The following is a 20098-nucleotide window of genomic DNA, read 5'->3' as shown; positions in this document are numbered from 1 at the left end:
ACCTCGCCTTATGCTTCAGTCAGAGACGGTTCAGTCAGCGCCACATGTAAAATGTCGCCTTTCGCGTCAGGGTGTTTTTCAGTAAATGTCGCAGGACGGTGCTGTTCACGCTCAGGGGTAAATACCACATTGTCATCACGCTTATCGGCATTAATGAAATGCGCAAAACGGGTCAGTTGTGATGGGTCATTGATAGTCGCCGTCCACTCACACTCGTACGCATCCACCAGCTTGGCGACATCTGCCTCAAGCTGCGCATTGATCCCCAGCTTGTCGTTAACGATCACTTCACGTAGGTAATCCACACCGCCTTCCATGTTTTCCATCCACACCGAGGTACGCTGCAGTGGCGCGGCGGTGCGAATGTAAAACATCATGAAGCGGTCGATGTATTGAATTAGGGTCGCTTGGTCGAGATCACTGGCCAGTAAGTCCGCATGACGCGGTTTCATGCCACCGTTGCCGCACACGTACATATTCCAGCCCGCATCCGTCGCGATAATGCCCAAATCTTTCCCCTGTGCTTCCGCACATTCACGGGTACAGCCTGACACCCCAAACTTCATCTTGTGTGGCGTACGAATGCCTTTGTAGCGGTTCTCAATAAACGACCCAAGACCAACAGAATCTTGCACGCCGTAACGGCACCATGTTGAACCAACACAGGTTTTCGCCATACGCAAGGCTTTGGCATACGCTTGACCGGTTTCAAAACCCGCATCAATCAACTTGCCCCAAATCGCAGGAAGATCATCTTTTTGTGCACCAAATAAACCAATACGCTGCGCACCGGTCACTTTGGTATAAAGCTGGTATTCTTCAGCCACTTTCGCCAATGCCCCCAAGGCTTGTGGCGTCACTTCGCCCCCCGCCATACGTGGGATCACCGAATACGTGCCGTCTTTTTGAATATTGCCGAGGAAGTTGTCGTTGGTGTCATGCAGCTTCACCAACTGCGGCTTGAGAATATGTTCACCCCAGCATGACGCCAGAATAGAGCCTGCCAGCGGTTTACACACTTCACAGCCATAGCCTTGGCCGTATTTCGCCAGCAATTCCTCGAAGGTTTTGATTTCGTCAATACGGATCAGATGGAACAGTTCTTGGCGAGAATACGCAAAGTGCTCACACACATCGTTCTTCACTTCGATGCCTGATTTCGCCAATTCCGCATTCAATACTGACGTTACCAGAGGAATACAGCCCCCACAGCCCGTGCCCGCCCCAGTTACCGCTTTAATGTCGCCAATCGTGTGATGGCCTTGTGCCACCGCTTGGGCAATTTTGCCTTTAGTGACATCAAAGCAAGAACAGATCACGGCCGATTCAGGCAGTGAATCCGCCCCTAATGTCGGCTTCTCTGCACCCGCGTGAGCCGGTAAAATCAGGGCATCCGGATGTTCTGGCAGATCAATCTCATTGAGCATCAATTGCAGGAGATCGCCATAATCAGCGGTATCCCCGACCATCACCGCACCAAGCAGCTTTTTATTGTCTTCCGACACAATCAAGCGCTTGTACACTTCTTGTTCTTCGTTTTGGTAAACGTAGCTCTTACAACCTGGCGTGCGACCATTGGCATCCCCAATGGAGCCCACTTTCACACCCAATAGTTTCAATTTGGCCGACATGTCAGCGCCTTCAAAGGTGCTGTCAGTGTTACCCAATAAATGGTCAACCGCCACCGTTGCCATTTTGTAACCCGGAGCGACTAAGCCGTAAAACGTGCCATTCCATGAAGCACATTCACCAATGGCGTAGATATTCTCGTCAGAAGTTTGGCAATGGTCGTTAATAGCAATGCCACCACGCGGGGCGATATCCAGTTCCATTTGACGCGCCAGTTTGTCTTGCGGACGAATACCGGCCGAGAACACAATGAAGTCGGTTTCGAGTTCAGTGCCGTCCACAAAACGCATCACGTTACGTGCAGTCTTACCTTCGGGGGCGATTTCCGCGGTATTTTTGCTGGTATGGACGTTAACGCCCATGCGCTCGATTTTTTGACGAAGCTGATTACCGCCAGCCAAATCCAACTGCTCTGCCATGAGCTTAGGGGCAAACTCGACCACGTGGGTGTCCATGCCCAGCGCCTTTAAGGCACCTGCCGCTTCAAGTCCAAGCAAGCCGCCACCAATCACCACGCCGCTTTTGCTGTTTTTGGCACAGGCTTCGATTTGCTTGAGATCTTCAATGGTGCGGTAAACGAAGCAATCTTTGCTTTCATTGCCTTTAATCGGCGGAACAAACGGGAAAGAGCCCGTAGCAAGAATGAGTTTGTCGTACTGAATTTCACGACCGGTTGATGAGTAAACAATGCGGTTTTGGCGATGAATGTTGATCGCGCGTTCGCCGATCAATACTTGAATGCCGTGTTTTTCGTAGAAACCCTCTTTTACTAAAGACAGCTCTTGTGCAGTGTGATGGGAAAAATAAGAAGAAAGGTGAACACGGTCGTAAGCGACACGGGGTTCTTCACAGAAAACAGTGATCTCAAGGTTTGAGACATCCGTTTTCTCAACCAGATCTTCGAGATAGCGATGGCCCACCATGCCATTGCCGACGACCACCAGTTTGAGCTTGCTCATAATCAGTTCCAGCCATTATCTGTAATACTGACCCGATTGTGAGTTATGAATAAAAATGAACATATGATGTAAATCAATTACCATTTCAAACTACCCTAAAGGGGTAGGCGCAACAAACGCGGTGAAACTATCAACAAGATACCGCCAATTAATGTAGTAAATTTTCATTATCTGTCATTTAAAAGCCACTAAAATAGGCAGCTTCAGTCACACACTGCGGGGTATATCTCACAGAAAAAAAACGCACTGCCCAGATTATTAGACAGCACGGTGGCGCACTTCATTATAGAGATGACTTGCTATCGCTCAGAGATCTGCAATTTCATCGCGCACAACCTCATGTATACTGGCAAGCAGTACGCTTAATGCCACAAACCGCAAAAACATAAAGGTATAGATGTGAAAAAACAGTCGGCAAACACCGTCATCGTATTGGACTTTGAAACCACCGGCCTCTCACCGAATATGGGTGATCGCGCCATTGAAATTGGTGCGGTAAAAATCCAAGACGGCCAAGTCATCGATCAATTTCAACAACTGATGAACCCCGGTTTTCGTGTCAGCCGCTTTATTGAAAATTATACCGGTATCAGCAACCCCATGCTGACCGATGCCATGCCGTGTGAGACGGTAATGGATGACTTTGCTGATTTCATTCAGGGCTACAATTTGATTGCCCATAACGCGTCTTTCGACCAACGCTTTTTAGATGCCGAATTACAGCGCATTGGCCGTACCTATCCCGGTGACTTCGCTTGTTCCATGTTGATTGCACGCCGACTGTACCCACATTCATCCGACCATAAACTGGGCACGTTGGTGCACACATTAGATATCGACAACGATGGTACGTTTCACCGTGCGTTAGCCGATGCCGAAATGACGGCCAGACTGTGGCTACGTATGCTGGATGATATTCAGCACCAATACCGCATTCCCACACTGACGTTTGAAGCGATGCACAAGCTCAGTAAAACCAGTAAAACAGCCGTACCGACGTATTTACGCAAGCTGGCTTAAATTAGCCGCATTCAACAGAGACAGCCAGTATTTACACAATGACCGCCACGCGATCGTGTTCGCTTGGCGGATAATCAATGATGAGGAGCAACATGCATGGGATTATTCAGTGCTTTGATCGGCAACGCCGGTGAGATGGAACACGATGAGGCGTATGAAGAACTATCGACGATTTTAGGTGACGGCGAAACCATTGAACTGGCGTACAAACTGGTTCGCGACATGATTGTGCTCACCAATCGCCGCTTGATTTTGATCGACAAGCAAGGGCTAACAGGGAAGAAGATTGAATACCGTTCAGTGCCCTACAAGTCGGTGACAATGTTTACGGTAGAAACCACCGGACATTTCGATTTAGATGCTGAATTGAAAATTTGGGTGTCGAGCCAATCTGAGCCCCTCAATTTTGAGTTCAGTGGCAAAACCAACATTTACACCCTGCAAGCCCTGCTCGCAGAAAAAGTGGCGGGATAACACCGCCACTCTCGTTCCTGCGCGCAATGACTAACGTCAGTGGCTCACGCACCGCTACGGATGCAAAGCCACTACGCACAGCCGCGTTGCTACACAGATAAGGTATGTCGGATCCACGCCGACATATCTCTAATTTGCGGGTAACACACTTGGTGCTCCATGTCGTATTCACGCCAGTTGGGTGACAACCCTAACTGTTGCAATGCCGTGTAGGCCGATTTAGCTAACGGTAAATACACCACAGGATCAAAACGCCCATGCATGATCTCGATAGGCAACGCCTGGTTTGCAGCGTTAACCGTCAGGCTATCCGCTGTCGGGAAATAAGTCGATAATGCCAGCAAGCCCGCTAAGGGATGCGGATAGGTTAAAGCAGTGTGATAAGCCACAGCGCCCCCCTGCGAAAAGCCCACTAGCAAGATGCGTTCGCTGGCGATCCCTTTCTCTCTTTCTTGATCAATCAACGCTGCAACGTGATCCGCCGAGGCCAGCAATTGTGCTTCATTAATCGTGCGCCCCGCCCCCATGGATAAAATATCGTACCACGCAGGCATGACCATACCGCCATTGATGGTCACCGGAATGGACGGGGAATGCGGGAAGATAAAACGGATCGGCGCGTCTTCCGGTAATCCAAGTTCTGGCAACAACGCTTCAAAGTCATGTCCGTTCGACCCTAATCCGTGCAACCAAATCACAGAGGCTGTCGGCGTCACGTTAGGCTCAACCACCACTGCTGATAATTGCTTCATCGTGTTTCTCTTTATCAAAATTGAATAAGACCATCTTTATCACGTTGGCGAGAGACAAACAATAATGCCGCTACACATGCAGCGGCATTATAGGTTAACAGCATAACGTTTACTCGGGCATCACGCGTGCTGTTCGGCCATCTACATTCACCCGGACTCGCTGACCCACTGTAAACATCATATTCGGGTTGGCTTCTTGCACAATCGCAATGGTTTCACCGGTATCATCCATTTTAATGGTCAGGTTAACCCCGTTACGGCGCGTCACCCCTTCCGCCGCTTTAGTACCCGCATAACCGCCAAGTAAACCGCCCCCAATGGCAGCAATGTCAGACCCTGAGCCGCCACCGACTTTCGACCCTAAAATCCCCCCTACGGCAGCCCCTGCCAGTGCGCCTATCGCTTGCCCTTCCCCCTCAATATTGACGGGTTCGGTTTTCACAATGGTGCCATACCGCACTTGCTGTATGCTCCGCGTATCGGCCACACCATAAGAATCCCCATAAGGATTACTTGAGCACCCTACCAGTCCTAAACCGGACCCCAACAATAAGCAGCACGCCATTAACATGGCATACATTCGCTTCAGAAAAAGCGGTTTCTTCATTCTGGATGGCATTGCATTCGTCATTAAATAAGAGCGCTTCACATCACACCTGCCTGCATACGGTTATTTATCTTCATCAAGTATAGCAAGGGCTGTTTTATCGCCATCAGTTAATAACTTGAACAATAAGCGAGCAAGCGCACAAAAAATGCGCGCTGAAGCGAACGAAAATATTGCATTTTTTCACTCAACAGTTACTTTACTTTGCCCCCGCTCAATAATGATAAGCAGGTGGCCTTGAGCGGTCGTAACCATCCCCTTTGATGCAGAACAGGCAATGAAAAAACACCTCACATTACAGCCTATGCTTTTCATGCTGTTTGGCTTATCGCTTGTTGCGCTGATCGCCAGTTGTCGTCATTTTTTATTGCCCGGCACCGCCTCTGGTCAACCGCTCACTTGGATCAACGAGCTGATTGAAACCCGTCGTCAAGACGATGATCTCGATGATCGCGCCACGGCGCTCGCCCAATCAACACAAACTGCACGTCCAGAGCATACGCACAGCGCTTCGGTATACGGTACCCATTTCACCCACACCTCACACCACTCTTTGGCAGTGCATCGCACCTTGCCAGCGGAAAGCCGCCGCCTAAAAATTCAGCGCTGGGTTCGCACGGCCATGGTTGTCGCCATTGTGCCCACGCCTTCTTACCATTTAACCCATGATCTTCACCGCCTCGGCGGCTGGAAAGACGCCAATCGGCAATACCGTGCCATGGCTGAACGCCCCTTTCTCTCTGCTTTCTCGCTATTGCCCGCTTAATACGGCCACCTGAATGAGGGTGCTTAAAGCGCAGCGTATTAGGATCTCCTCTGTTCATGCTTACTCGCAATATGAACATGTATTTTCGTTATTTTGTTGAAACACTGTGATGTTGAATTTCAGACCCAGAATTGATTACCCGTTATTATTTGCCATTATCTTGCTGATCTTACTTGGATCGTTAACTGTGTGGAGTGCCAGTGGCTTCAGTGAGCCGATGCTAGAACGCCACCTTGTTCGTGCCTTGATCGCCATTAGCTGTATCTTGTTCATGTCGGCGATTTCGCCACTGAAATACCAACTGGCGGCACCCTACCTCTACGGGTTAGCGGTCGTGCTGCTATTGGGCGTTATTGTGATGGGTGACAGTACCAACGGCTCTCAACGTTGGTTAGCTTTGGGACCTATCCGCTTTCAGCCTTCTGAGTTGGTAAAAGTCGCCGTCCCCTTAATGGTCGCTTGGCTACTGGTGGTAGACGCCGGACGGCCTGATCTGAAAAAGATCGCCGTATGCTTATTGGTCACAGGCGTGCCAGCAGGGTTGATTTTCATTCAGCCTGATTTGGATGGTGCCATCTTTACGGTGATCTATGCGTTATTCGTGCTGTTCTTTGCCGGCATGAGCTGGAAGATCATCGGCTCCTTCTTAGGCGGGATCGCAACGGCGGTGCCGCTGCTGTGGTTCTTTGTCATGGAAGCCTACCAGAAAAAACGTGTCACCCAGTTTCTGGATCCGGAATCTGACCCACTCGGTGCGGGCTATCAAATCATTCAATCATTGATTGCGATTGGTTCCGGCGGTTTGCGCGGTAAAGGCTGGATGAACGCGACCCAAGGCCATCTGGGTTTCATTCCAGAAAGCCACACCGACTTCATCTTCTCTACCTACGCTGAAGAATGGGGCTTTTTCGGCAGCGCGCTGCTATTAGGTTTATACCTGTTCATTGCTGCTCGCGTGATCTGGCTGGCTTGTCAGTGTGAAAATCCATTCAACCGGTTGGTAAGCGGTACGTTCGCCCTGAGTTTCTTCCTGTATGCCTTTATCAACATGGGCATGGTCAGCGGCGTACTGCCAGTAATGGGTAGCCCACTGCCGTTCTTCAGTTACGGCGGTACGGCGATGATTACCCAAGGTGTGTGTTTCGGTATTGTGATGTCGCTGTGTTTATACAAGCCTTATAAGCCCAAGTAATCACACCACTTTCATTCCATTTCTCAGTTATCAAGCGCGGCACTTATGTCGCGCTTTTTCATTGTTGGCATTTTGATGCTGCTTTTCATCGAATGCGACTTTCCGTTAGTGCTTGAAATCGAATAGTGCGCAAGATCAAATTCTTTTGCTGATTTATCAGTAAAGTGATGGTTGCTTTGCTATACACCCAAGTAACCCTTTTCTGTCTATGTCTCGATTCAAGGATGACGAATGAAAGACGAAACGCTCTCGATCCACTTTGGTTATGAAACCGACCCGACGACCAAATCAGTTGCTACCCCTATTTATCAAACGGTTGCGTATGAATTTGATAATGCGCAACACGGGGCGGATTTATTCAATCTAGAAGTCCCAGGTAATATTTACACCCGCATCATGAACCCGACTAACGATGTACTGGAAAAGCGGATGGCCGCGTTGGAAGGCGGTATTGCAGGGCTTGTTGTCAGTGCAGGCAGCGCCGCTATTAACTATGCCATTTTGACCCTCGCCCAAGCGGGTGACAACATTGTGTCTACCCCACAACTGTATGGCGGCACGTATACCCTGTTTGCCCACATGCTACCAAGACAAGGCATTGAAGTGCGCTTTGCCGCCGATGACAAACCGGAAAGCCTTGCCGCTTTGATCGATGAAAACACCAAAGCGGTGTACTGTGAAAGTATCGGTAATCCCGCCGGTAACATCGTGGACATCGAGCGCATTGCCACCCTCGCCCACGCACAAGGTGTGCCCGTGGTGGTCGATAACACGGTAGCGACACCGGTGTTGTGCAAGCCTATCGAATTTGGCGCCGACATTGTGGTGCATTCTTTAACCAAGTATGTCGGTGGCCACGGCACTACCTTGGGGGGCGTCATCGTCGATGGCGGCAAATTCCCATGGGCGGATCACAAAGATCGCTTCCCGAACATGAATGAACCCGAGCCGTCTTACCACGGCGTGGTGTATACCGAAGCCTTTGGCGATGCTGCCTTCATTGGTCGTGCCCGTACCGTACCGTTACGAAATACCGGCGCTGCACTCTCACCGATGAATGCCTTTATGCTGCTGCAAGGGCTAGAAACCTTGTCACTGCGCATGGAAAGACACACTGAAAATGCATTGAAAGTCGCGGAATACCTGCAAGCACATGACAAAGTCAGCTGGGTCAGTTATGCCGGATTACCGACATCGCCGTTCTTCCCGTTGGCCGAAAAATACATGGGTGGCAAACCGTCTGCCATTTTGTCGTTTGGCTTGAAAGACGGCTATGACGCCGGTGTGCGTTTCTATGACGCGCTGAAAATCTTCAAACGTTTGGTGAACATTGGGGATGCGAAATCCTTAGCCTGTCATCCGGCGTCTACCACGCATCGCCAATTAAATGAACAAGAGCAAAAGCAAGCCGGTGTCAGCCCCGAGATGATCCGCTTGTCGGTAGGGATAGAACACATTGATGATATTTTGGCGGACTTGGAACAAGCGCTAAACGCGTAATGCCAGCCCCACCTAAGACACAGGCCTGATAATGATTCAGGCCTTTTTTTTTGTTACACTTAAACCATCGATACATTACTGATAAATCAATTAGTAATGAGATAATTCGCCGACTTTTTGGCATAATCACCCACACTCTTTATTAGCCACCGATACCTCACCCATACATCATGACAAAACTCAGCCCACCGTCTGTACTGCGCACCCAAAAACTCACGCATGCATTGCAAAATACGCTTATCGCTACATCTTTGTTAGCCTCCTCTTTTTTGGCGAGCAGCACGGTCAATGCCAGCAACTTTAGCTACAACTACGTCGAAGCGCGCGTGCCGATGAATCCCGGTGGTATTGGTGCGGCGGCCAGCCTTCAGCTCCACCCCAATGCCTACGCCATTGTTGAAGTCGAAAGTAACTTTGATGATGTTTGGCAACTCAAAGGCGGCTTAGGGTTCAATGCGCCGATCAGTCCTTATGCAGACATTACCGGTCAAATTAAACTGCTGTCAGTCAAAAATGAGGACTACGACAAGTCACTCGGTCGCAGTGGCTCGGAACTCAATATTGGTTTGTCAGGCTGGGTACTGCCACAAATACAAGCGGGCGGCACCGTCGGGGTCATTGATTTAAACAAAAACGTCACCCTTGTGAGTTTGTTTACACGTTTTCACGCCAGCAATGCGTTCTCGTTTGGTGCCGAATGGCGAATTAAAGACATTGATGACCACGGTGTGATGTTGTCAGCACGCTACCCTTTTTAATTCCCCTTTTAACGTGACAACCCACCTCCGTATCAGGGTTAGCCAATACGCCGATTGACTAACCCGTTAGTGACTCCCGCCGATAGCGGGCTCATCTTAACGCCATGGAATAATTCACACCTTGGCAGGAATACGACTATTCTTGAATGACGTTTCACCATCATGCTTTAGGTGCCATGTCTGAAATCCCCCAACCCGCCGAAAAACCTCAGTATGTTATTGCCCTTTTATTGTATGAAGGGGTCGATCTGCTCACCACCAGCACGGTGATCACCGCCTTTAAACAATATCCTGATGTGTTTGACGTGCAGTTATTATCCGAACAAGGTCTCGCGGTATGCAGTCAACAAGGGGTATCTATCGCAACAGACAAAGACTGCTTGAACGCAACCTCGTATGACATATTGATTGTACCGGGCGGGCAAGGCGTACAAGCGGCACTCGACAGCGCTGTTTTGATGGCGTGGTTACGTCAGCAAACCTATCCCTTACGCTATGTCTGCGGATTGGGGACTGGTGCGGCATTATTGGCACAAGCAGGGCTATTAACCGACTATGCGGCGACGACCGATAAACGGCATTTTCATTGGGTGACGGGGTTTGGAGAAGGCGTAAACTGGTGCCCAGTGGCACGTTGGGTTGAAGATGACCGCCGTTTTACCGCATCGGGGGGCATGGCAACACTAGACATGTGCTTGGCGTTAATTGCCCTTTTCATCAATGAAGATACAGCGCGCAAAACCGCCATTGCATTGGAGTATATCTGGATCAATGACCCCGATGATGACCCGTTTGCGCCACTGCATATTGTCAGTTAGACAACATCCTCGTTATTCCCAGAGGATGAAACACTCGGCCTCGTGTGCGGACTTCAACATCGCAATTAACGGAATCGCACGGGTATGCAAGCTCACAACGGGCTCCACATCCATCGCGTTCACCTGTTCATCATCCAACACATTGCCGTCTAGCCCTTGTTGAGCGAGTTCGGCATGTTGTTCATCGTAATGCAATTTTTCTGTCGCCAAAGCGAGCTTGGCTAACGCCATTGGGATATCTTCTGGTTCCATAGCGCCGGGTACATGGTCAGAATGGCCCATCATGCGCAACATTTGCTGCGCTACATCACCGAACATCACAATATCGGCACACGTTTTACATTTAAAGGTAACGAGCATATTCTCACCTGTTGATTTGTTTACTGTTTAAGCGCCTGTTGACGCTTATCATGTCGAGCGTAAATGTAACCAAAAAGCCCACCCGACAGCGCCCCAAACAAATGACTCTCAAAACTGATCCACTCATTCAGCGGCAATACGCCCCACACCATGGAGCCGTAAAAGAACATCACGACCACGGCAATCACAATGGATTTAACACTGCGATACATGAATGCGTAGACCAATAAGTAAGCCCATAAGCCGTATATCACACCACTTAAACCAATGTGATAATTCATACGACCAAAGAGCCAAACACCGATGCCGCTGCCTAGCCAGCAAATCAGAAAGACCGCGATCAAACGCGCGGCACCTGAACGTGAAACTAAAAACGCCAGCACAGAAAACGACAGCATATTGCTGATCAAGTGACCCCACGATCCGTGTAAAAACGGGTAAGACACTATACTGGGCAAATTTGCAATGTGGCGGGGTAAAATCCCATACCCCGATAACCCACCGCCAGTGACAACATTAACGACATGCACCACCACACAAATGCCCACGACAACGGCAATCATACTGATAGCATCGCTCGTTTTCTTTTCCACACCTCACCTCCTTGTGATGTTATTGTCTGTCATCTCACGCTCTTTGCCCTGTCACGTTACGCCCAATACAGAGAAGGATCAATGCCTTCGCCAAATACACGGCGAAACCAGACCGAGCCCGCTACGTTACTCCAGTATATTTTTCGCTCCGTTCTTTATCGGTTTTTCACTTTTCTTGTCCGCATTTTTGTCAAAACCCAGCGCTTCCGCGCTTAACATCCATTCACTGGTACTGGGTGACGAGATAGGTTCCAGCGTATAAATAACGGTCGTCGGATCCCCCCCTGTACACGTTGTACCGGTTTGCTCAATCGCTGCGCTGAACAATGGCCGTTGATGATTGATCGACATGCACCATTCCCCCCGCATTTCACCACTGCGTAAGCGGCAAACCCGCTCAATTAACGCCTGAAACTCTTCGACCGAGCCTTTCTCTGTGTCTAAACACCACAGGCGTTCATAGTGAATGTACCCATCATTGGGGTGATACACTTTGGCGGGGATCACCGCGGTGAAATCCAACAAACCACCACGGGTGGCTTTGACGTACTCTTCCGAGATCGTTGAAATATCTTTCCCCAACGCGGGATCCGGTTTGGAATAAAAGCTGCTGATACAGGCCACCAGCAATGTGCATATCATCACTATCACCCAATGTCGGCTCATGACTACCTACCGTGCCGTTGCTATCTTAATCTCTGATCTTAAGCATAGTGGGTTCACTTATTGCAGATGTCTTAATCCGTATATTTCACATAGGCAAATCCCTGCGCGATCAACTACCTTTTAGTAAGCAGCGTCTTTTACTCATACGGTAGATTATGTCTTTCCCCCCAAACGAACGTGTACTTATTGCCGATACTGCCCCCATTCTCGTGGCTTTTCTCGATAACGGGTTGCACCTCGATTTTGCAATTTACTGCCAGTTCCCAGGGTGTGAAGCGCTACTGCAAAAGGCCGAACAAGCCCACCCCCTGTCGATAGAGTTTAACGATGGCGCCATTGTTGCCTATCCGCAAACTTAACGGCACGTGGTGTGACAAGGACACTTCCCATGCGCATACCTGTTTCTCTGATCGCCGTAAGTAGCGTATTGATGGCATGCACCTCCGATGTCGCTACCGATTACAACCAAGCTGCCAATTACAGTTTGTTCAAAACTTATCAATTCGCACCGCTTAAAAGTGACAATGTCACTACATTGGATGGGGGTCGCGTACAAGATGCGATTGCCAGCGAGTTGTATCAAAAAGGGCTAACCAAAGTGCCGTCCGGTGCTGATTTAACGGTACGTCACGCCATTATTGAGCAAAGCGATTATAAATCGTATGGCACGTCGTATGGTTTTGGTTATGGTTTCAGCAACTGGGGATTGGCGTACAGTGCTCCGACCGATTTTAAGGAATACCGCTACGGAAAACTGGTGGTTGAACTGATCGATAATGCCAATAAGCAGATTGTATGGCGGGCAATATCCAATAAAAAACTCACTGAATCCATGACGCCCAATGCACGTCGACAGTTCATTGATGGACAGGTGCATGAAATGTTTAAAGACTACCCGCCCGGTCAAGTCAGCACGAAGACCAGCAACAACAGCGGTTATTAAGGATCAAAAAGCCTGACAGTGTCAGGCTTTTGTTTTTACATCATGCTTCACGCATAAACGCGAGGAACAAATCTCACCAAGGCAACTACGCGTTTTCGCGGCGCTTTTTCACATCATTCGCTAACTGACGCAGCACGGTTTCGGTATCCGACCAACCAATACACGCATCGGTAATGCTCTGGCCATAGGTCGGCGTTTGCCCTTCCACAATGTCCTGACGTCCTTCCACTAAATGACTTTCAATCATCACGCCGAAAATGGCTTTATTGCCTGACGCAATCTGCTGACCCACATCTTCCGATACCAACAACTGACGTTGATACTGTTTCAGGCTATTCGCATGACTGAAGTCGACCATCACTTTCTGGCGTAAGCCTGCGCTTGCGAGTTGATCGGTAATCGCCGTCACATGCGCTTGGCTGTAGTTCGGTTCTTTCCCGCCACGCAGAATGATATGGCAATCTTCATTGCCTGCTGTAGAGACAATCGCTGAGTGGCCATATTTGGTCACAGAAAGGAAATGGTGAGGCGCACTGGCCGAGCCAATCGCATCGGTGGCAATTTTGATGTTGCCATCGGTGCCGTTCTTGAAGCCCACCGGACACGACAGGCCAGAGGCCAATTCGCGGTGTACTTGTGATTCCGTGGTACGCGCACCAATCGCGCCCCAACTGATCAAATCACCCATGTACTGTGGCGTGATCATATCAAGGAATTCACCGGCTGTAGGTACGCCTGCATCCGTAATATCGAGCAATAGCTTACGACCAATACGCAGGCCATCGTTCAGTTGAAAGCTGTTGTCCATGTACGGGTCGTTAATTAACCCTTTCCAGCCAACGGTCGTACGTGGTTTTTCAAAGTAAACACGCATCACCACTTCCAACTCGCCGCTCAGTTCATCACGCAACGTTTTCAGCTTTTTGCCGTATTCCAACGCCGCTTGAGGATCGTGAATCGAACACGGACCGACAATCACAAGCAGACGATCATCTTCGTCATTCAAGATCCGGTGAATAGCTTGACGGGATTGATATACCGTTTCAGAGGCAACTTCTGTTGCAGGGAAACGCTCGAGCACTGCTACGGGTGGGAGGAGTTCTTTAATTTCGCGAATACGAACATCATCGGTCTTATACATGTTTACTTCCTGAATCAACGCTGCCAAGTGTAACGCAATATTTACGCCGTTGGTTGACAATAAATTTCACATCTCATTGACTTTAACTTATCTTCATTCTACTGGCAGTGCAAACATTAATTCGTCGAATGTCACAAATTTTCATTTCGCATACAAAATAGCCGATTTAATCATTAACTGTCGACTCAATCATGCCATACACTGATATTTGGAACATTACTTTGAAATCTTTCTTTCAAAGCAATAACATAAGTTCAATAATTTCTAGTGATACCAAGGTTAATCACATGGCTGAAGATGCGGTTATTGCATTTCGCAATATTGATAAATGGTATGGAAATTTCCATGCGTTAAAAAATATTAACCTCACAATCACACGTGGTGAAAAGTTGGTGGTTTGCGGGCCTTCGGGTTCCGGTAAGTCTACCTTGATTCGCTGTATCAACGGATTAGAACAATTCGACCAAGGCACACTCACGGTGGCTGGTCACCCTTTAGATCAGCGTCATTTACACCGCATTCGCGGTAACGTTGGCATGGTATTTCAACACTTTCATCTTTTCCCGCATATGACGGTATTGGAAAACCTTACCCTCGCCCCACGCCGTACACTCAAACTCAGCAAAAAAAACGCCGATGCGCTGGCGATGGAATACCTTGAGCGCGTGCACATTGCGCATCAGGCCGATAAATACCCCGCACAACTGTCGGGCGGTCAGCAGCAACGGGTCGCAATTGCACGCTCGCTGTGCATGAAACCCGATATTTTGCTGTTTGATGAACCCACGTCGGCGCTGGATCCAGAAATGATCCGTGAAGTGTTAGATGTCATGAAAAACTTGGCCCACGAGGGCATGACCATGGTCTGTGTCACGCACGAAATGGGGTTTGCACGCCAAGTGGCTGATCGGGTTGTGTTTATGGATGAAGGGGAAATCATTGAAGTCGCACCGCCTGCGACGTTGTTTGATGCGCCGTCACACCCGCGCACACAACAATTTTTGCAACAAATCCTCAGCTACTAGTGGGAAAAACGATGCCGAATCCCCACACGCCCAAATCATCCTATTTCCACACCGCATGGCGTATTGTGCAACCGGTACTGTCTGGCTTATTGCAAATCGGTTTCGTGCTTGGTGCACTGTATTGGCTGCTGCAAAGCGGCGCAGAAGCCATGAACTACCGCTGGCAATGGTATCGCATGCCGCAATACCTCTGGTTTGTGGAAGACGGCGAATGGTTCCCAGCCGAACTCTTGGAAGGCTTGCGCGTCACCCTTGAAATTTCAGCCGTCAGCCTTGTTTTTACGTTGCTTATTGGTCTTGTCACCGCCATGTTGCGGCTGTCTGATTCCATTGTCGGACGCACATTAGCACGCGGGTATATTGAACTGATCCGCAACACCCCACTGCTGGTGCAAATATACCTGCTGTATTTTGTCTTTGGCCCCATGCTGGGCTTGGAACGTTTTACCACTGCCGTACTGGCACTCTCCTTGTTCCAAGGTGCCTATACCGCTGAAATTTTCCGTTCTGGCTTAACCAATATCGATCGGGGGCAATTTGAAGCCTGTGACAGCCTTGGACTCAACACGTTCGACAAATACCGCTTTGTGATCTTGCCGCAGGTCATTCGACGTATTTTACCGCCATTGACCAATGAAGCGGTGTCACTGGTGAAAAACTCATCCATCGTCAGCATCATGGCAATTTTTGATCTGACAACCGAAGGCCGCAATATCGTTGCCGATACCGCAATGCCCTTTGAAGTGTGGTTTACCGTAGCGGGTATTTACCTGTGCGTCACACTGGCACTGTCAGCGTTTGCCGCGTGGTTAGCCCATCGGTTTAACGCACAGCACTGATACAAAACGACAGATACAAACTCGAACTACGCACTACCTATCTTTTTTGGCCACCACCGCGATAACCGCCAGTGGCCCCTATTCACTACAGGAGAATGGAAGCATGAAACGTCTCTTTTCTGCATTTTTAGCCATGGCTATCCTCGCCACCGCCTCAATCGCACAAGCGGCTGAAAAATCCGCCCTGACCGAGATTAAAGAACGCGGCACACTGCGTGTCGGTTTATCCACCTTTGTACCTTGGGCCATGCGTGATAAGCAAGGCGAACTCGTCGGTTTTGAAGTGGATGTTGCCCGCCGTTTAGCCAGTGATGCTGGTTTAAACGTGGAATTCATCCCTACCGCATGGGATGGCATCATTCCCGCTCTGCTCGCGGGTAAATTTGATGTGATCATCGGTGGCTTATCCATCACACCCGAGCGTAACCTGAGTGTCTTGTTTACCGCGCCTTATGCCCATTCTGGGGTACAGCTCGCGGCGAATAAGGCCATGGCCGGTGATAAAGCCACCATCGCCGATTACAACAAACGCAGTGTGACACTGGCCGTACGCCGCGGTGCATTCACGGTACAGACAGCGAAAAAATACTTTCCAAAAGCCAAGCTACGCCAGTTTGATGATGAAGCCCAAGCGTTCCAAGAAGTACTGAATGGCAATGCTCATGCCGTGTTAGCGTCGTCACCCAAACCTGAGCAAATGACCATTACCTACCAAGATAAACTGTATCTGCCTTTCTCTGAGCGTCTTAGCCGTGGTTCAGAAGCCTTTGCGATCCGCCAAGGTGAGTTTGATTTGCTGAACTTTTTCAACAACTGGATCCTACTCCGTACGGAAGACAGCTGGTTGAAAGAGCGTCATGATTATTGGTTCACGACACTCGATTGGCAAAACCAAGTGGCAGAAGGACAGTAAACCTTGTCGCAAGCACATGTAAATCGTCATGACCACGCACAGCCCATGCCGATAAAGCGCAAACCCGTTTGGTTACGCCTAAACGCACTCGATGGGGCCTTACTGGCCTTTATCGTTGCTTTTTGCGCCTGGCTGTATTACCGCTCGGCCATTGGTATTCATTACCGTTGGGATTGGGCAAAAGCCTTTGATCTGATCTTCAGCCAAGGGGCCAACGGCGAGTTGCCCTACTTCTTCCAAGGCCTGATCGCCACCGTGCGACTAAGTTTATGGGGCATGGTGTTTGCGGGATTGCTGGGCTTATGCTTGGCACTCGCACGCCGCTCGCCTTGGCAATTACTGCGACTGCCAGCACAAGCCTACATTCAGTTGGTGCGTAATATTCCGCCGCTGGTATTTGTGTTTATCTTTTACTTTTTCATCTCTAGCCAGTTGATCCCTGCGCTCGGACTAGAAAACGTACTGCGTAATCACAGCGAAAGTATCAACCCGGTTCAGGCATGGTTATTTGGCCCGGCGAAACTGTGGGAGAACCTTTTCTCAGGCGTGCTCTGTGTCGGGCTGATTGCGGCGGCTTATATTGCTGAAGTGATCCGTGCGGGGATTGACGCCATCCCCAAAGGGCAATGGGAAGCGGCAGATTCGCTGGGGTTATCACGTTGGGATCGCTTTCGCGATGTCATTTTCCCGCAAGCATTGAGCGGCATTGTGCCGCCCTTAGCGGGTCAGTTCATTTCGCTGGTGAAAGACTCATCCATTATTTCACTGATTTCCATCCAAGAATTAACCTTTGTCGGTAGCGAAATCGCAAACTCTTCCGGCTTAATCTTTGAAATATGGTTACTCGTCGGCGCCGGTTATCTGGTGCTGTGTTTGGTGCTGTCTTTGCTGTTCAATCGATTGGAAAAACGCAGCCAGCGCCATACGGCACGGTAATCGTTAATCGCCAATTAACAGAACGAAAAATTAACAGAACGAAAAACGGGAGCGACTATCGCTCCCGTTTTATTTGAAAGACACACAGCTTACGGTTGTGCTGCTCACGGTCACCAATGTGTTCCATGCCGATTTTCTTCATGACCTGCCGGGCAGACATGTTACGGTTAGCGGTGAATCCGATAATACTCAGAAACCCCCCTTCTCGAAAACCGTATTCGACAATCGCTCTGCCGATTTCCGTTGCATAACCTTGGTGCCAATGTTCCTCGCAGATTGTCCATTCAATTTCAGCCGTCGCGTCATCATCACCATAAGGGTTTAACCCGACGCGGCCAATCAGGGTGTTGCACCCAGTCAAAATCAATGGACAGTTAAAGTAGCCGGCTTTCCACTTCCAACCACTTTTGTTGGAATGAAACCAATCCAGCACTGCACGGGCTTTGTCTTCCGTCCACGGCGCTTCTTCGGTGTAAGTATGCACCGATTGATTGGACATAATCTTATGTAAGCTAGGTAAATCACCTTCATGCCATGGTCGGACATAAAGACGAGGCGTACGAATACTTGGCGAAATATCTAGATCCATCATCATCCCTCTTTCAGCGAAACCTTGCGTGATGGCGTGATGTCTTATCGCGCAAGGTTCAGTGTATTCACGACCGTGTGATACGATGCCAAGATGAGCGTATCAATTTACCCAATGCTTAGCGTTACCCAATGCTTAGCGGGTGAATTTATCCGCCCATTCTGGCCACAGTTTGGCTAAGTCCATGTGTGCTTCCAGCACATCCGCGACTTGATCAATGCCTCGCTCTCTTATCGCATCAAAGTCTGGCGTTTGTGTTGCAGCCAATCCCGCCCATTGCAAGATGGCATCACACGCCGCTTGCTGTTCAAAAATACCGTGCAGGTACGTACCAAAAACTTGACCGTCTACCCCCAGTTGACCGTCTGGGCCATCTGGCAGTGACACGGGGGCATCGGCCAACACCCCGTCTGTTACACCGGCATGAATTTCATACCCACGTACGGCCACGGTTGGCTGCGCTGGCAATGTCAGTGACCCGTTCACCCGTTTAAGCTGCTTATGCGGCGCCAATACGGTCGACGTCTGCAAGTAGCCCAACCCCGCACTGGTGCCTGGCTCACCTTCAATCCCATCCGGATCGGCAATCGACTCACCCAGCATTTGATAACCACCACAAATGCCCATCACCTTGCCACCTAAGCGCAAATGACGAGCGATTTGTTGATCCCAACCTTGCTCTTTCAAGTAGGCGAGATCACTGCGAACACTCTTAGTGCCTGGAATAATAATAAGATCAGATGGCGGAATTTGCTTACCTTTCCCGACAAATTCTAGGTTAACTTGCGGGTGCATACGCAACGGATCGAAGTCCGTGTGGTTGCTGACACGGGTAAGCACCGGCACGGATACACGTAACTGTTCACCTTCCGCATCCACTTGTTGCGCGTCGATCGCATCTTCAGCTTCCAGCATTAAACCGTGAATATACGGCAGCACGCCGAGTACCGGTTTGCCGGTTTTTTCTTCCAGCCAGTCTAGGCCAGACTCCAGTAACTTAATGTCGCCACGAAAACGGTTGATCACAAACCCTTTTACGCGATCCTGTTCAGATTCAGACAACAAAGCCAAGGTGCCATACAAATGAGCGAAAACCCCACCGCGATCGATATCCGCCACGATAATCACCGGCACATCGGCGTTTTCTGCAAAGCCCATGTTGGCCACATCATTTTCACGCAGGTTAATTTCGGCGGGACTGCCTGCGCCTTCGATAAGCACGGTCTCAAATTCTTGCTGAAGCAGGCCGAATGATTCCATAATCGGCGTCATTACCACTTTTTTGTAGTTGTGATAACCCACCGCATCCATATCTGCCAATGCTTTACCTTGCACAATCACTTGTGCACCGACATCCGTATTGGGCTTGAGCAGTACTGGATTCATATGCACGGTAGGTTCAACACGACAGGCTTGCGCTTGCACCGCTTGCGCACGGCCAATTTCGCCGCCGTCTTGCGTCACAGCACTGTTTAACGCCATATTTTGCGATTTAAACGGGGCGACCTTGATGCCACGTCGGGCTAATACTCGGCACAGTCCCGCCGTTAGCACACTTTTCCCTGCGTCCGATGTGGTGCCCTGTACCATCAGAGCCTTAATTGTAGGTTGCATTTAT

Annotated in this window: 22 protein-coding genes; 13 read left to right on the top strand and 9 right to left on the bottom strand. The window is 49.6% G+C overall.

The window, feature by feature from the left end; genetic code table 11:
* Positions 1-8: 8 nt before the first annotated feature.
* Positions 9-2588, bottom strand: a complete 2580-nt coding sequence (gene nirB, locus ACSF8W_RS08405) for a nitrite reductase large subunit NirB (protein ID WP_500846642.1) — start codon at positions 2586-2588, stop codon at positions 9-11.
* 399 nt (positions 2589-2987) lie between these two features.
* Here nirB and ACSF8W_RS08400 point away from each other — a divergent pair, with 399 nt between their 5' ends.
* On the top strand, positions 2988-3608 hold the full coding sequence (locus ACSF8W_RS08400) for a 3'-5' exonuclease (protein WP_500846641.1): 621 nt from the start codon (positions 2988-2990) through the stop codon (positions 3606-3608).
* Between the two features lie 96 nt (positions 3609-3704).
* Positions 3705-4082 carry a PH domain-containing protein gene (locus tag ACSF8W_RS08395; RefSeq protein ID WP_500846639.1) on the top strand — a complete coding sequence of 126 codons (378 nt, stop codon included), beginning with the start codon at positions 3705-3707 and terminating at the stop codon, positions 4080-4082.
* 89 nt (positions 4083-4171) lie between these two features.
* On the opposite strand, the gene ACSF8W_RS08390 is transcribed toward ACSF8W_RS08395, so the two are convergent.
* On the bottom strand, positions 4172-4834 hold the full coding sequence (locus tag ACSF8W_RS08390) for an alpha/beta hydrolase (protein ID WP_500846638.1): 663 nt from the start codon (positions 4832-4834) through the stop codon (positions 4172-4174).
* A 109-nt stretch (positions 4835-4943) separates the two neighbouring features.
* Positions 4944-5414 (bottom strand): glycine zipper 2TM domain-containing protein, encoded by a 471-nt coding sequence (locus tag ACSF8W_RS08385; RefSeq protein ID WP_428477451.1) that lies wholly within the window; start codon positions 5412-5414, stop codon positions 4944-4946.
* 304 nt (positions 5415-5718) lie between these two features.
* On the opposite strand from ACSF8W_RS08385, the gene ACSF8W_RS08380 reads away from it, so the two are divergent.
* The 5 genes from ACSF8W_RS08380 to ACSF8W_RS08360 all read left to right on the top strand — a co-directional run bounded on the left by ACSF8W_RS08380 (position 5719) and on the right by ACSF8W_RS08360 (position 10475).
* The gene (locus tag ACSF8W_RS08380; protein WP_500846637.1) at positions 5719-6207 is read left to right on the top strand and encodes a hypothetical protein; all 489 of its coding nucleotides are present in this window, start codon (positions 5719-5721) and stop codon (positions 6205-6207) included.
* Positions 6208-6316: 109 nt separating this feature from the next.
* Positions 6317-7399: a rod shape-determining protein RodA gene (rodA, locus tag ACSF8W_RS08375; RefSeq protein ID WP_428477426.1), complete on the top strand. Its 1083-nt coding sequence runs from the start codon at positions 6317-6319 to the stop codon at positions 7397-7399.
* A gap of 231 nt (positions 7400-7630) precedes the next feature.
* On the top strand, positions 7631-8899 hold the full coding sequence (locus tag ACSF8W_RS08370; RefSeq protein ID WP_428477427.1) for an O-acetylhomoserine aminocarboxypropyltransferase/cysteine synthase family protein: 1269 nt from the start codon (positions 7631-7633) through the stop codon (positions 8897-8899).
* Positions 8900-9069: 170 nt separating this feature from the next.
* Positions 9070-9657 (top strand): hypothetical protein, encoded by a 588-nt coding sequence (locus ACSF8W_RS08365; RefSeq protein ID WP_500846635.1) that lies wholly within the window; start codon positions 9070-9072, stop codon positions 9655-9657.
* Between the two features lie 146 nt (positions 9658-9803).
* Entirely contained in the window at positions 9804-10475 is a 672-nt protein-coding gene (locus ACSF8W_RS08360; protein WP_500846633.1) for a DJ-1/PfpI family protein, read from the top strand.
* 12 nt (positions 10476-10487) lie between these two features.
* Here ACSF8W_RS08360 and ACSF8W_RS08355 read toward each other — a convergent pair whose 3' ends face one another.
* From ACSF8W_RS08355 to ACSF8W_RS08345, 3 genes are all read right to left on the bottom strand, one after another.
* Positions 10488-10835: a DUF1840 domain-containing protein gene (locus tag ACSF8W_RS08355; RefSeq protein WP_500846631.1), complete on the bottom strand. Its 348-nt coding sequence runs from the start codon at positions 10833-10835 to the stop codon at positions 10488-10490.
* A gap of 20 nt (positions 10836-10855) precedes the next feature.
* On the bottom strand, positions 10856-11428 hold the full coding sequence (locus ACSF8W_RS08350) for a rhomboid family intramembrane serine protease (protein ID WP_500846630.1): 573 nt from the start codon (positions 11426-11428) through the stop codon (positions 10856-10858).
* A 126-nt stretch (positions 11429-11554) separates the two neighbouring features.
* Entirely contained in the window at positions 11555-12094 is a 540-nt protein-coding gene (locus ACSF8W_RS08345) for a hypothetical protein (protein ID WP_500846628.1), read from the bottom strand.
* A 155-nt stretch (positions 12095-12249) separates the two neighbouring features.
* Between ACSF8W_RS08345 and ACSF8W_RS08340 the strand changes: the two genes are divergently transcribed.
* Positions 12250-12453, top strand: a complete 204-nt coding sequence (locus tag ACSF8W_RS08340; protein ID WP_500846626.1) for a hypothetical protein — start codon at positions 12250-12252, stop codon at positions 12451-12453.
* Between the two features lie 29 nt (positions 12454-12482).
* Positions 12483-13037: a DUF4136 domain-containing protein gene (locus tag ACSF8W_RS08335; RefSeq protein ID WP_500846624.1), complete on the top strand. Its 555-nt coding sequence runs from the start codon at positions 12483-12485 to the stop codon at positions 13035-13037.
* 85 nt (positions 13038-13122) lie between these two features.
* Here ACSF8W_RS08335 and aroG read toward each other — a convergent pair whose 3' ends face one another.
* Entirely contained in the window at positions 13123-14178 is a 1056-nt protein-coding gene (gene aroG / locus ACSF8W_RS08330) for a 3-deoxy-7-phosphoheptulonate synthase AroG (protein WP_500846622.1), read from the bottom strand.
* Positions 14179-14465: 287 nt separating this feature from the next.
* Between aroG and ACSF8W_RS08325 the strand changes: the two genes are divergently transcribed.
* The 4 genes from ACSF8W_RS08325 to ACSF8W_RS08310 all read left to right on the top strand — a co-directional run bounded on the left by ACSF8W_RS08325 (position 14466) and on the right by ACSF8W_RS08310 (position 17891).
* Positions 14466-15203, top strand: coding sequence for an amino acid ABC transporter ATP-binding protein (locus ACSF8W_RS08325; protein WP_500846621.1), 738 nt, complete (start codon positions 14466-14468; stop codon positions 15201-15203).
* A gap of 11 nt (positions 15204-15214) precedes the next feature.
* A complete protein-coding gene (locus tag ACSF8W_RS08320) occupies positions 15215-16042 on the top strand; it encodes an amino acid ABC transporter permease (protein WP_500846619.1) in 828 nt (275 codons plus the stop codon).
* A gap of 133 nt (positions 16043-16175) precedes the next feature.
* Positions 16176-16955: a transporter substrate-binding domain-containing protein gene (locus tag ACSF8W_RS08315; RefSeq protein ID WP_500846723.1), complete on the top strand. Its 780-nt coding sequence runs from the start codon at positions 16176-16178 to the stop codon at positions 16953-16955.
* 45 nt (positions 16956-17000) lie between these two features.
* A complete protein-coding gene (locus ACSF8W_RS08310) occupies positions 17001-17891 on the top strand; it encodes an amino acid ABC transporter permease (RefSeq protein WP_500846721.1) in 891 nt (296 codons plus the stop codon).
* 55 nt (positions 17892-17946) lie between these two features.
* Here the strand turns inward: ACSF8W_RS08310 and ACSF8W_RS08305 are convergent, their stop codons facing one another.
* Positions 17947-18483 (bottom strand): GNAT family N-acetyltransferase, encoded by a 537-nt coding sequence (locus ACSF8W_RS08305; RefSeq protein WP_500846617.1) that lies wholly within the window; start codon positions 18481-18483, stop codon positions 17947-17949.
* A 132-nt stretch (positions 18484-18615) separates the two neighbouring features.
* Entirely contained in the window at positions 18616-20094 is a 1479-nt protein-coding gene (locus tag ACSF8W_RS08300; protein WP_500846615.1) for a cobyric acid synthase, read from the bottom strand.
* Positions 20095-20098 lie beyond the last annotated feature (4 nt).

This window comes from Photobacterium sp. 270122K (genome assembly GCF_059941365.1).
This window is presented reverse-complemented; position numbering and strand designations above follow the sequence as displayed.